Annotated in this window: 12 protein-coding genes; all 12 read right to left on the bottom strand. The window is 63.0% G+C overall.

All coding sequences use genetic code 11. The features are described 5' to 3' along the window. Nucleotide 1: 1 nt before the first annotated feature. Complete coding sequence (locus ACYG9V_RS25925) at nt 2-418, bottom strand: c-type cytochrome (protein WP_023817815.1); 417 nt, start codon at nt 416-418, stop codon at nt 2-4. Continuing rightward, nucleotides 399-1,277 carry a cytochrome c oxidase assembly protein gene (locus ACYG9V_RS25920; RefSeq protein ID WP_352763249.1) on the bottom strand — a complete coding sequence of 293 codons (879 nt, stop codon included), beginning with the start codon at nt 1,275-1,277 and terminating at the stop codon, nt 399-401. Before ACYG9V_RS25920 ends, ACYG9V_RS25925 begins: the two co-directional genes overlap by 20 nt. Continuing rightward, complete coding sequence (locus ACYG9V_RS25915; protein WP_023817816.1) at nt 1,274-1,615, bottom strand: hypothetical protein; 342 nt, start codon at nt 1,613-1,615, stop codon at nt 1,274-1,276. Before ACYG9V_RS25915 ends, ACYG9V_RS25920 begins: the two co-directional genes overlap by 4 nt. Further along, nucleotides 1,615-2,220 carry a cytochrome c oxidase subunit 3 gene (locus ACYG9V_RS25910; protein ID WP_352763247.1) on the bottom strand — a complete coding sequence of 202 codons (606 nt, stop codon included), beginning with the start codon at nt 2,218-2,220 and terminating at the stop codon, nt 1,615-1,617. Before ACYG9V_RS25910 ends, ACYG9V_RS25915 begins: the two co-directional genes overlap by 1 nt. Continuing rightward, nucleotides 2,217-4,193: a cytochrome c oxidase subunit I gene (ctaD, locus tag ACYG9V_RS25905; protein WP_023712214.1), complete on the bottom strand. Its 1,977-nt coding sequence runs from the start codon at nt 4,191-4,193 to the stop codon at nt 2,217-2,219. The genes ACYG9V_RS25910 and ctaD overlap by 4 nt, the downstream gene beginning before the upstream one ends. Further along, nucleotides 4,190-5,203: a cytochrome c oxidase subunit II gene (gene coxB / locus ACYG9V_RS25900; protein WP_023668010.1), complete on the bottom strand. Its 1,014-nt coding sequence runs from the start codon at nt 5,201-5,203 to the stop codon at nt 4,190-4,192. Before coxB ends, ctaD begins: the two co-directional genes overlap by 4 nt. Further along, nucleotides 5,200-5,733, bottom strand: a complete 534-nt coding sequence (locus ACYG9V_RS25895) for a c-type cytochrome (RefSeq protein WP_023668011.1) — start codon at nt 5,731-5,733, stop codon at nt 5,200-5,202. Before ACYG9V_RS25895 ends, coxB begins: the two co-directional genes overlap by 4 nt. Continuing rightward, on the bottom strand, nt 5,730-6,521 hold the full coding sequence (locus ACYG9V_RS25890; protein ID WP_245275042.1) for a substrate-binding domain-containing protein: 792 nt from the start codon (nt 6,519-6,521) through the stop codon (nt 5,730-5,732). Before ACYG9V_RS25890 ends, ACYG9V_RS25895 begins: the two co-directional genes overlap by 4 nt. A gap of 58 nt (nt 6,522-6,579) precedes the next feature. Beyond that, nucleotides 6,580-8,457, bottom strand: coding sequence for a methanol/ethanol family PQQ-dependent dehydrogenase (locus ACYG9V_RS25885; RefSeq protein ID WP_023681121.1), 1,878 nt, complete (start codon nt 8,455-8,457; stop codon nt 6,580-6,582). Then, nucleotides 8,454-9,236, bottom strand: coding sequence for a heme-binding protein (locus ACYG9V_RS25880; RefSeq protein WP_023826387.1), 783 nt, complete (start codon nt 9,234-9,236; stop codon nt 8,454-8,456). The genes ACYG9V_RS25885 and ACYG9V_RS25880 overlap by 4 nt, the downstream gene beginning before the upstream one ends. A gap of 273 nt (nt 9,237-9,509) precedes the next feature. Next, a complete protein-coding gene (locus tag ACYG9V_RS25875; RefSeq protein WP_023681123.1) occupies nt 9,510-10,559 on the bottom strand; it encodes a chemotaxis protein CheB in 1,050 nt (349 codons plus the stop codon). Between the two features lie 135 nt (nt 10,560-10,694). Continuing rightward, complete coding sequence (locus ACYG9V_RS25870) at nt 10,695-11,663, bottom strand: manganese catalase family protein (protein WP_023681124.1); 969 nt, start codon at nt 11,661-11,663, stop codon at nt 10,695-10,697. Nucleotides 11,664-11,839 lie beyond the last annotated feature (176 nt).

Genomic DNA, 11,839 nt, shown 5'->3' with positions numbered 1-11,839 from the left:
TTTACCTCAAAGCATAGAGATAAGCGGCGATGTCCCGCGCCTGTTGCTCGGTGATCCTCGTCGACGGCATGGCCGTGTGCGGATTGACTTCCCTCGCCGAGCGTATCCAGCGGATCATGTTCTCCGGATTGTTTGCCAGCAGGCCACCGATAAAGACCCTGTCGGCAAGGCCACCGTCCAGGCGGGGTCCGACCTGGCCTTGCGCACCCGGCACGCCGGGTATCGTATGGCAGCCGGAGCAGCCATTCGCCGTCATGATTGGAATGGCGCGGGCGCCTACGCCGCCGGTCGCCGCATCCGACTCGTGCCGGACGCGCTCGCGCCTGTCGGACCACAAAGTCGCCGCTGCGACAGCCGCAGCCAGCAGCAGGATTGCGGCAAGGGCGCGCCCGATCAGCCTACCCAGGTCGGAACGCATGTGTTGCCTCCCTGGTTGCGCTGCTGCTTATCCAGAGGCCGGCGAGCAGCAGGGCGGCGCCGCCATAGATCAAGCCGGCCGGAACCCACATTACCAATCCGGCGAGCTGCTGGTCCTCGATCGCGGTCATTCCCCACAATGCCGCGCCGGCGCCATTCTCCGGATACCAGAGTTTGGGCGACATCAGCAGCAGGACACCGAGCAGGCCGGTATGAAGCGAGGTGAAGAAAAGATGCATGACGGAGCTGCCATAGGTCTGCTGTCGACCGGGGCGCGGAAGGAGCGCCCACCAGAACAGCAAGGCTGTGCCGAGGAAGCTCGCATGCTGGGCATAATGAAGAAAGCCCTGCTGGAGCGCTGCCTGGAACAACGCCGGAATGTGCCAGATCCAGATGGCGACGCCGTGAATGATCGTCGCGTTGAGGGGGCGGATCACCAGGGCCCAAACCGATTGCAGCGTCTTTGCGCGCGTGAGCTTGCCCGTTCCGCGGCGAAGTGAGGCCGGCAAGGACCAGAGCAGGACTGCGCCTGGGCAAGCGGCGACAAGGAGGGGCGCCGCCACCGCCATCAGCAGTTCATGCTCGATCATATGGGCGGCAAACACCCGCTCGCCGAGCGCGTGGATGGGGCTGACCAGTGCTGCCGTCAGCACGCCCCAACCGGCGGCGAAAAACAACGCCTGCCGCATCCGCTCGGGACGGCCTCGGCTGCTGCGGCGCCACAACCGAGTCGCTCCGATGGAATAAAGGAAGGCAATCGCGGCCAGCGGAAACGTGATGGGAAATGCGAGCGTCCATCCGGCCTCGGGCGCGCCGGCGCCGTAGCAGATCGAGGTCGAGAAGAACGCGTCGAAGCTCATCGCAGGCACTCGTCGAGAATGAGAGCCGCGCTGCCTTGCACGATGATGACGAGGGCAAACAGCAATGCCGCAAGCATGCCGAGATCGGCGACGAACTGCTCGGTGCTGCGCGTGCGCTCAGGCTTGAAGGCGGCGCCGCCCTGCCGCTTCGCCCGCCATGACAAGGCACCGCCGAGCAGCGAAAGCACGGCGAGCACCAGTGCCACGGGAAGCACCACCGGCACCTGGCGGTTGCACTGCCATGGTACGAGTGCGTAGTTCAGCTGCGTCGAGATTGCCCAAGCCATCGGCCCCGACAGAAGACCAGCCCAGGACGTTCCCATTTTCAACGCACGCATCAGCCTAGCCTCGGCATCCAGTAGATGAGCAGATAGATCGGGATCCAGGTCAGCACCACGAAATCCCAATAGAAGACATTGTCGCCGACATCGCCGAAGCGCCGGCCGCTATAGCCATGGCGTGTGAACATCAGCACCGTCAAAACGATGGTGTCGCCGACATCGGTGATCAGGTGTGTGGTGTGCAGCCCGAGCAGCACCCAGAGCATCGAGCCATAGGCGTTCGTGTCCCAGTAGATGTTCAGCGCCGGGAATTCGAACCAGCGCACGACAAGCGGGGCCAGACCGAGCAGCGACATCACCACCAGCCCGATCCGCACCGGCACGATCGCGCATTGCTTGGCGTAGCCGTGGAGGATGTGGTTCGGCACCACGCTGATGATAAACAGGATGGTGACGATCGTCCCGGGCCAATGGTTGGGGTGCGGGGCGCTTAGACGCCAGTTGGGCCACAAAGTGGCGAGATAGAGATAAGCGCCGGCGGCCAACGCAAAGCCCATGCCTTCCAGCGCCATGAAGCCGAGCGTTCCCCACCAGGTCGGGCTGCGCGGACCATGTCCAAAGGTTGGGAGGTCCGAAAGATCCAAGCTGGGACGCTCACTCATCCCTCATCCTCCGGGTCGTCCTTGGGCCAGAACCAGCCGATCAAGGTGATGGCGATCGGCGCGGCGCCCCAGACGATCGCCCAGGGCGTGAAGATCGAATAGACAAACGTACCGCCGACAGCGATTGCCGCCAGCAGCGGCCAGATCGACGGTGTCGCCGATTTCTCGCGAATGTCGGGGTGGGCTTCCGCCACGGTTGAGATCAACAGCTCACGGACATCGACGCGGAGACCGGTCGCCACAGGCAGCGCCTCCCGTTCGGCCCAGAGCGGCTCGACATGCGTGACAATCGGTATCCGCGCGAAATTATAGCTTGGCGGCGGCGAAGACGTCGCCCATTCGAGCGTACCGGCATCCCAGGGATTGTTTCCGGCCAGCGCGCCCTTCAACGCGCCGTGTACAAGATTGAAAGTGAACAGTACGAAGCTGAGGAAAAAGAGCACCGCGCCAGCGCTGATGAACAGGTTGATGTTGCCCCAGCCAAGCTCGGCCGGATAGGTGTAGACCCTTCGTGGCATGCCCCAGAGCCCGACGAGATGCATTGGAAAAAAAGCTGCGTTGAAGCCGATGAAAGCCAGCCAGAAATGCCAGCGCCCGAGACGCTCGCTCATCATGCGGCCGCTGATCTTGGGGAACCAGAAATAGGCCGCGCCCAGCAGCGGGAAGACCGAACCGCCGATCAGCACGTAATGGAAATGGGCGACGACGAAATAGGTGTCGTGCACCTGGAGGTCCAGCGGCACCGAAGCGAGCATGACGCCGGTGAGGCCGCCGATGACGAAGATGAAAAAGAAGCCGAACACGAACAGCAGCGGCGTGCGGATCACCGGCCTGCCGTCCCACAAGGTCGCCAGCCAGCAGAAGATCTGAACGCCATTGGGGATGGCGATCAGCATGCTCGACGCGGTGAAGAAGCTGGCGCCGAGCTTGGGTAGCCCCGTCGCGAACATGTGATGGACCCAGAGGCCGAACGAAAGGAAACCGACGGCGATCAGCGACAAGACCAGCCCGAGATGCCCGAACACGGGACGCCGGGCGAAGACCGGGATGATCGCGGAGACCATGCCCGTCGCCGGCAGGAAGATGATGTAGACCTCGGGATGGCCAAAGAACCAGAACAGATGCTGGAAGAGCAGTGCGTCGCCGCCCTCGGCCGGGTTGAAGATATGTGTGCCAACCAGCCGGTCGAGGATCAGGAAGGTCGAGGTGATCATCACCGCGGGCATGGCGAAGACGACGACGAAGGAGGTAACCAGCATTGCCCAGACGTAGAGCGGAATCCTGTCCAGCGACATGCCGGGGGCTCGCTGCTTGAACACGGTGACGATGGTTGCCACCGCGACGGCCAGTGAGGATACTTCTGTATAAGTGATCATCTGGGCCCAGACGTCGGCCCGCTTGCCTGGCGCGAATTCGGGGCCTGACAGCGGCACATAAGCAAACCAGCCGACGTCGGGCGCCATGTTGAGCGCGAAAGACACCCAGGCGAATATGCCGCCCGAAACATAGATCCAGTAGCTGAACGCGTTCAGGCGGGGAAAGGCGATGTTGCGGCTGCCGACCATCAGCGGGACGAGATAGATGCCTGTCGCCTGCACGATGGGCACGGCGAACAGGAACATCATGGTCACACCATGCATCGTGAACAGCTGGTTGTAGAGGTCCGGGCCGATCAGACCGCGCTGCGGCCCTGAGAGCTGGATGCGCATGGCGACGGCGTTGAGCCCGCCCAGGCACAGAAACACGAAGGCGGTGATCAGATAGCGCCGTGCGACGACCTTGTGGTCGACGCTCGACAGCGCGCCGATGATGCCGGGGGGCGTGCGCCATGTCCGCGCCAGCCAGCGATCCAGGCTGGCATCGTCCATGCCGGTGTCGCGCGGTCCGTCATGCTCGGGTGCGACGTCGCCCGCGGTAGAGGTTTCACGCACCGGCGGCAGGTCGCGTTCGCTTGTGAGGTCCGCGCTGCTCATTTAAGCGCCTCGAGGTAGGCGACCATGGCGTTGAGTTCGTCGCCGCTGAGCTCCACCACCGGCATGTGGGATCCGGGCTTGATGCCCTGTGGGTCGGCTATCCAGGCGGCGAGATTGCCGCGGCTCATTGTCAATGTCCCGGCGGCAAGCGTCTGCCGGCTGGCTATATGGGTGAGGTCAGGGGCGACCGTTCCTCCGGCAGGCGTGCCGCCTATTCTGTGACACATCACGCAAGGGCGCTTCAGAAACAGATCCTGGCCGGCCTTGGCTTCGTCCCCCGTCGGAGTAGCGGCCGGCTGCAACTGGTCGTTCCACCAGGCGTCGAACTTCGCACGCGGCTCGGCGATGATGAAGGTGCCCATGTTTGCGTGCTGCGCCCCGCAGAACTCGGCGCATTGACCTCGGTAAACACCAGGCTTGTCTGCCTTGAGGTCGAGCACGTTCATGTGGCCGGGAATGAGGTCGAGCTTGCCCGAAAGGCTCGGAATCCAGAAGGAATGGATGACGTCGGTCGAGGTCAGAAGAAGCCGCACCGGCTCCCCGGCGGGGATATGGATCTCGTTCGCCGTGGTCAGGATGCGGCTTGGCGTGGCATCCTCATAGCGCACCTCCCACCACCATTGATGGCCGGTGACCCGAATGGTCAGTGCGGCATCCGAGCCGATCGCGGCGAGCGTCCTGTTGGCGAAGAAGCTCAGCAAGGTCAGTCCGATCAGGACAATGGCGGTCAACCCGACGGCGGTCATCACCGCGCGCAGCTTCCGGTCGTCGGCGCCGGCCTTGATCGCGAGCGGCTCCGCCTGCGCGCGCGACCGCATCATCAAGGGCACGACGAGGGCGATCATCACCAGCACCCACACCACGGCGCAGAGCGCGGTGAAGAACCAGATCAGCCATGCCAGTTCGCTCGCCGCGGGACCTTTCGGGTCGAGGGCGGATTGCCAGCCCGCGCATCCCTGGAGCAACAGAGCGCCGGCGGTGGCGAACGCCATCGAGACGAGACGTTTCACGGCGACTTCCCCAGCGTGGCCGCGTCGGGCATGCGGTTTTCCGACGGATGCGCCATCATGTCGTCATTGCGTTGCGGCGCGGCGGAAGACGGCGCGTTGCCGCTCAGCGAGCGCACGAAAGCCGCGAGCTCCCAGATCTGGTCGTCGGGAATCTTGTCGCGGAAGCTCGGCATGCCGTTTGGCCGACCGTCGCGGATCGTGGCATGGATGCTTTCGATCGAGCTGCCATAGAGCCACTTCTGGTCCATCAGGGCCGGCCCCATGCCGCCGCCGCCATTGGCGTGGCATCCCGAACAGTTGAACCAGCCGAAAAGCCGTTTCCCTTCGCTCATGTGGAAGGCGTTGGCCTCGAAGCTCGCCGCCTTGTTATCGCTGGCGGGGGGCCGCTGTCCGCCGGGCTCCAGCGTGGTCACAGGCGTCGGCTGCTCGCCCGATCCGAGCGCCGATTGCGGGCGCGTGTCACGTTCCTCGCGCTGGCAGGCAGCGAGCGCCAGGACTGGAAACAGGAGCATGGCCACAACGGCTCTCATCGCACCGGGCTCCCCGGGGGATCGAGGCGGGGCACGCCATATTGTGACAGCAAGGCGTCTATCTCGCCCTTGTGCCTGGACAGGGCGCCATTGACGTCCCCGCGCAGCGCATCGTCTTCGCGGCGGACGCCCATCGAGATGTCGTAGATCATCGGCAGTTGCGGTCCGTCGATGCGGGGCGCAACCGGCGTGATGCGGAGCGGCACCTTCTGCCTGGCGGCGAAGTAGCCGGCGAGGGGGCCCCAGACCACCGCAAGGTCGATCTCGCCACTCGCCACCGCTTCGACGATGCGCGCCGGCGGGTTGGGGGCGGAATAATCGCCATACACGGGATAGCCAACGAGGTGCCCGACGATACCGCGGCGGCCAAGCGCCTGGACCGGAGGCGAATTGGCGCCATCGTCGCCGATGAGCTGAACACCGATCCGCATGTCGCGCAGCCGCGGATCATTGAACGATGCTACGTCGGGGCCGTCCCTGCGGGTGACGAAGACATAGGACGATCGGTAGTAGGGCGTGGTGGTGCGCAGCATTTCGAGGTTGCTCGGCGTGCCCGGCACGAGATCGCATAGACCGGCCTTCAGCGTGTTGCGGATGAAGCCGCGACGCTGCGCCCACCAGGTATAGGTCAGCTTGGCGCCGAGATCGGACGCAACGATTTCGGCGATCCTGTTCTCGAAGCCCTGACCTGCCGCGTTGGAGAACGGCATGTTGTTCGGATCGGCGCAGACCCTCAACTCACGTGCGTCGGCTGTGGCCGTCAAGAACACGAAGGCGATGGCGGCCATGCCGATCACCAGCCGTTGACACGCCTTTCGCGCCGGACCTACGGTCAAGTACAATCCATCAAGGCAGCCGGAACACATAAAGCGTGCCTCCCGAGGTTGTCGCGTTCTTCAGATCCTTCATAGCATTGACGAAACCGAGCGCGGCGGTGGCGTCACGCGGATCAAGATCGCCCGATACAATGGCGCCGGCCCAGCCGCCGACGCCTGAGAGGATGGCGACATACTGGTGCCCGTCGGGACCGCGATAGGTGATAGGCTGGCCGATGATCCCGGACGAGGTCTTGAACTGCCAAAGCAGGTCTCCGGTCTTGGCGCTGACCGCCTTGAACCAGCCTTCCATCGTGCCATAGAACACAACGTCGCCGGCGGTCACTACCGCGCCGCTCCACACCGGGAAATTCTCCTTGAGGCTCCAGGCGGGTTTCTCCGCGGCGATGTCCCAGGCGGTGAAGGCGCCGCGATTACCGCCAGGCCCTGGTATCATGCGGACGTTCATGCCCACATAGGGCGTGCCGGCGATGTAGTTCACCTCGACGCCTTCTTCATCCATGCACAGATTGTTGTGCGGGATGTAGAGCAGGCCGGTCTTCGGCGAGAACGCGGAAGGCTGCCAGTCCTTGAGGCCCGACGCCGTCGGACAGATATCGCGAACGACCTTGCCGGTGCCGGTCTTCTTGTCCGGGTTTACGATCAGCCGACCGGTTTTCAGATCCACACCTTTGCTGGAGTTGACCGGACCAAACGGTTTTGCCGACAGCACCTCGCCGGTTGTCCGGTCGAGGATGTAGAGATAGCCGTTGCGCTCCGGCCGGATCAGCACCTTGCGCGGCTTGCCCTGCCAGGTCATGTCGAGCAGGATCTGCTCGTTGATGCCGTCATAATCGTGGAGGTCGTGCGGGCTCCACTGATAGAACCATTTCGCCGCGCCGGTGTCGGGATCGCGCGCGAAAATGCCAGACGTCCACTTGTTGTCGCCCGGCCGCAAATCCGGATTCCATGGTCCGGGATTGCCGGTGCCGTGGAAGATCAGGTTCAGATCGGGATCATAGGAAATCCAGCCCCACATGTTGCCGCCGCCGATCTTCCAGGCTTCCGGCGGCCACGTCGTGACGCCAAGATCCTTGCCTTTGTCCATGTCGTAGTGCGGCTTGAAGTCCGATCCGATCAGCACGTCCTTGTCCGGCCCGGTGCTATAGGCGATCCAGACGACATGACCGTCGCCGGCGTCGAGCGCCTTTACCCAGCCGCGAACGCCCATCTCGCCGCCGGAATTGCCGACCAGCACTTTGCCCTTCACCACAAGCGGCGCCATGGTGATGGTCTCGCCGATGTTGATGTTGCCGACATGAGTGTTCCAGATCGGCTTGCCCGTGTTCGCATCAAGGGCAATCGTGTGGCCGTCCAGCGTATTGAAAAAGATGCGCCCGTCGGCGAATGCCACCCCTCGGTTGACGACGTCGCAGCAGGCCACCCCCTGTGCCGCCGGCTCGGGATTGGGTTCGTACTTCCACTTCATCGGGGCGCCGGGCTTGGAGAGATCGAGCGCATAGACGAAGTTGGGAAAGGGCGTCACGATATACATGGTGTTGCCGACGACCAGCGGCGCTGCTTCCTGGCCCTTGTTCACGCCTGTCGAGAACGTGAACGCGACCTGCAGGTTCTTGACGTTGCCTTCGTTGATCTCGGAGAGTTCGCTGAAGCGCGTCGACGCGTAGTTCTTGGCCGGCATCGTCCATTGGCCGTCATCGGGTGGCGAGGCTGCGGCTGGTGGTACGATCGCTGGTGTTTTAGGTGGCTCGGACGCAGCGCCCAAAAGCGGCAGGCAGGCGAGCAGCGTCACCAGAAGGATAGCGCCAAAGGAATTCCCGGCAGCCAATTTGCGGGTATGGCGTTCTACGTCAACGCGCGTCAATGCCAACTGGGGCATAGCTTTCATTTATTGATCGAGCCTCCCACGCCGGCGCCGAGTTCGGCCGCGATGTCGGCCTCCGTTCCGGCACAAAGCGGATGGCCCCAGCCCGAAGCGCTTTTGCCGCCGGGGTCCAGATCGTAGACAATGGCATCCTTGCGATTTGGATTGACGCCTGCCGGGACCTTGTCGAAGCCGAGCGCCGCGCGGATACGCCAGGCGACATTGTGATCGGCGCATGAGGAATCGCCTGAAACGCCGAGGCCGCCGACAATGCTCTTGCCGTCGTAGAGGGCAAGCCCGCCGCCAAACACCACGACGCCTCCGATCGGCTTGCCGACGAGCGGGTCGCCGGCGCTTCCGAACGTTTTGGGATCGCCCGTATAGGCCGCGGCCTGGTTGACGGGATTGGTCTCCTGCAGGCCAAATAGCGGCCCGCCCGGCTGCACCCCCGCATAGAGATTGGCCGTAGAGAGGGCCATCTGAGCCAGGCTGAGACCGTTGGCCGTGTTGGCTTTCTCCGCTGCTATGAGCCGACTTCCCGGCCATTGCGAGTCGGGGGTGGGGCCGCTGAACGCAATCGCGCAGACAGTGCCGTCACGGGCAACGATGGCTGCCCATTCGTTGGTTTCAAAGCCGCCATTGGCTGGTCCGCCGCTTGCCTTCACGTTGGCTTTGAGGGCTGCAAGCAGCTTGTCGTGATCGGCCGGACAGGGCTCCTGCGCCATGGCATCGTGCCCGTGGAACAGGCCACCCATCAGCAACAGCAGGCCAAAAAGAGGTACGAAAAGCTGCGAGCGATACATTGTCCTGGCATTCGTTTACATAACAAGGACCACCCCGGCAGACCGCAGAATGCGAGGATACGTCCAGTGCGTCAGTGCCTAACTCGCGTAATGCTTCTATGTTCCTGCTTTGCATAAAATTCGTGCAGTTGGATTTGGGTGCAGGTGTTCAATCAAAGCATGGGACCTGGATACCCGTGGCCACAGGCCAAGCGGTGAGGCAACGCGGCTGATCCAGGAAAATGCGATCGGGATGGCGCAGACGCACCCGCCCTGACAAACGCTGTTGCCTTGTCACGGCGTTCGACGATGGATGATCTCTTCAATAAGTTTCGCGTCGGCTTCGTACTCCGCGGCCCGCGCAGCCATTTGGCTGGCCAGGCTGTGTCTTTCCCGCGCGGCTTCGCGTTTTGCCGTACGTTTCGCCAACTCAGCCCGCTGCTGGTGCGCTCTTAAAAGGCTCCAAAGAGCCTGTTCCGCATCGTCAGCCTGGGCCTGCATCAAAACGTCTGCCCCGAACGCATGTCCGGTGTGGCAGCGGTAACGGGTAATCGGCCCGTCTTCTATCTCCCATAGGGGGCCATGACATTCGGGGCAGACAAATGTCGAGGGGGCGCCAAGCTGGCCTTCGGTCAGTTCCATTGTGCTGTGCTCCTGAGCTGCAATCGCTGCCTCAAGGCGGATGCCGGACGGGATTTCTGGTGTCGGTCCTGCGATTTCGGAAGCAAGCCTGTGCAACAGGCCAGCCATTTCGGACAGAGGGACGCAATGGTCGATTTCCACATTCTGCAAGGCGCTCAGCGGCATGTCGGGTACTGCAGCGTCGCCGGGGTCCTGGACTACGCTGACGCCTCCGCACATCTTGATTGCGTGCAGGCCGGCGGTGCCGTCGGAGAGGCTGCCTGTGAGCACGACGCCGATCACGCTGCCGCCAAAGCTGCAGGCCGCCGATCGAAACAGGGGGTCGATGGCGGGGCGCGCCAGGTTCTCGCGCGGCCCGCGCCGCAGCAGCATATGATCGTCATGTAACAGAAGGTGAGCTCCGGGCGGTGCAACGAAGATGTGCCCGTTTTTAACCTTCATGCCGTTGGAGGCATTTGCAACGGGCATGTTGGCAGCGCGACCGAGAATGTCGCCGAGGTAACTCGTGGGACCAACGTGCTGTACGACGAGGAGAGCCGCCGGGATGTCCGGCGAAAGATCGCGGACAAGTCTCTTCAGCGCGTCAACGCCGCCGGCCGATGCTCCGATTGTCACGATGCACCGGTTCTCGCAACCGTCGGGACGGACCTTGTCCGGCTGGCCCGCACGCTCCGAATCTGATCGTGGTGCGGCGGTGGCCATGGTTGCTTCACCCACATTCAGCACAGATGTCGATGCGAGCGCTCCGGCCAGTCCGTTGCTGGTCGGGCGCCCTGCCTTCGTCGGTGTTAGCTTCCGGCCGCATCGCGGAACATAGATGCCCGCGTCGGCTCTGTACTAACGCCTACGTGCGCGTTTGACAGCAGCCTCTGCCACGGCCGGGGCCTCCTGAATGCTTGCCGCGCCGCCGAAATCGGCGTTCTTGGTACGGCCAGCTCCCGGGCCTGCTCCTAGATCAGCGCCTGTTGTCGGATCGGAAGCCGGATCGGAAAGCGTACGGTCGGCCATCCTGGCCACCACCTTCATGTCTTTGGCCCCCAGCTTGACAGTTGCCAGGCCGTCTCCGCCGTCGACGGGCATCACCTCTTCAAGGTCATCGATCCGATCCCACTCTTCGCCGGAATTCCATGGGCCAGCGACATCGCCGTCGCCTTGAGAGGTGTTGACATACATGCTGGCGTACTTCTCTACGCCTGGGAGCTTGCCGGAAGGGAAATTGTTTTCGATCGCGTAGAGTGCTTTCTCGAACGACTTCTGGTGCGCGATCTCGCGGGTCATCAGGAAGCCGAGCGCGTCCTTGATTCCCGGGTCGTCGGTGATGTTGATGAGGCGTTCGTAAACGATCTTGGCGCGGGCTTCGGCGGCGATATTCGACCGCAAATCCACCGTAGGTTCACCGCGCGAGTCGACATAGGCCGCGGTCCAGGGAACGCCGGCTGAGTCGCACAGCGCGGGAGCGCCGCCGAACAGAATTGATTCCTTGGCTGTTGTGCCGCTGGCGCCGATCATCAGGTAAAGGTCCGCTTCCTTCATTTGGCCCTCGGCCAGCTGTGCCTTGAGCCCCTTGTTGAGCATGGTGACGATTGATCCCACCACTTCGAGATGGCTGAGTTCTTCGGTCGCAATATCGAGCAACATGTCGCGACGGCCAAGATCGTCCTCGCCAAGCCCTTGCGTGAAATAGCGCATGGCCGCTGCAAGCTCGCCATCGGCGCCGCCGAACTGTTCCATGATCATGCAGGCCAGGCGAGGATTCGGCTCCGAGACGCGAACGGTGTATTGCAAGCGCTTGTTGTGCATGAACATGGACATCTCTCCGGTTAGATCATCCGAACATCCCGGCAAGTTGATTGTTCCATCCGGCCATCGGCCAGCGAGCATTTTTACGGCAGCTTCAGTGTTGAGCATCGCAGGGAGCCAGAGGCGGCATTTATTCTCCGACCGGTGACCGGCGGCAACGAGATTTCGATCGTGCTGCGCCA

The sequence above is a fragment of the Mesorhizobium sp. W016 genome (assembly GCF_054719485.1).
The sequence above is the reverse complement of the archived record's forward strand: the minus strand, read 5'-3'. Positions and strand labels throughout refer to the sequence as shown.

Excerpts from the sequence above, each read along its gene's own strand:
- ACYG9V_RS25870 (WP_023681124.1), bottom strand. The coding sequence starts at position 11,663 with ATGTTCATGCACAACAAGCGCTTGCAATACACCGTTCGCGTCTCGGAG.
- ACYG9V_RS25875 (WP_023681123.1), bottom strand. The coding sequence starts at position 10,559 with ATGGCCACCGCCGCACCACGATCAGATTCGGAGCGTGCGGGCCAGCCG.
- ACYG9V_RS25895 (WP_023668011.1), bottom strand. The coding sequence starts at position 5,733 with ATGAGAGCCGTTGTGGCCATGCTCCTGTTTCCAGTCCTGGCGCTCGCT.
- ACYG9V_RS25920 (WP_352763249.1), bottom strand. The coding sequence starts at position 1,277 with ATGAGCTTCGACGCGTTCTTCTCGACCTCGATCTGCTACGGCGCCGGC.
- ctaD (WP_023712214.1), bottom strand. The coding sequence starts at position 4,193 with ATGAGCAGCGCGGACCTCACAAGCGAACGCGACCTGCCGCCGGTGCGT.
- ACYG9V_RS25910 (WP_352763247.1), bottom strand. The coding sequence starts at position 2,220 with ATGAGTGAGCGTCCCAGCTTGGATCTTTCGGACCTCCCAACCTTTGGA.
- ACYG9V_RS25880 (WP_023826387.1), bottom strand. The coding sequence starts at position 9,236 with ATGTATCGCTCGCAGCTTTTCGTACCTCTTTTTGGCCTGCTGTTGCTG.
- ACYG9V_RS25915 (WP_023817816.1), bottom strand. The coding sequence starts at position 1,615 with ATGCGTGCGTTGAAAATGGGAACGTCCTGGGCTGGTCTTCTGTCGGGG.
- ACYG9V_RS25925 (WP_023817815.1), bottom strand. The coding sequence starts at position 418 with ATGCGTTCCGACCTGGGTAGGCTGATCGGGCGCGCCCTTGCCGCAATC.
- ACYG9V_RS25890 (WP_245275042.1), bottom strand. The coding sequence starts at position 6,521 with ATGGCCGCCATCGCCTTCGTGTTCTTGACGGCCACAGCCGACGCACGT.
- ACYG9V_RS25885 (WP_023681121.1), bottom strand. The coding sequence starts at position 8,457 with ATGAAAGCTATGCCCCAGTTGGCATTGACGCGCGTTGACGTAGAACGC.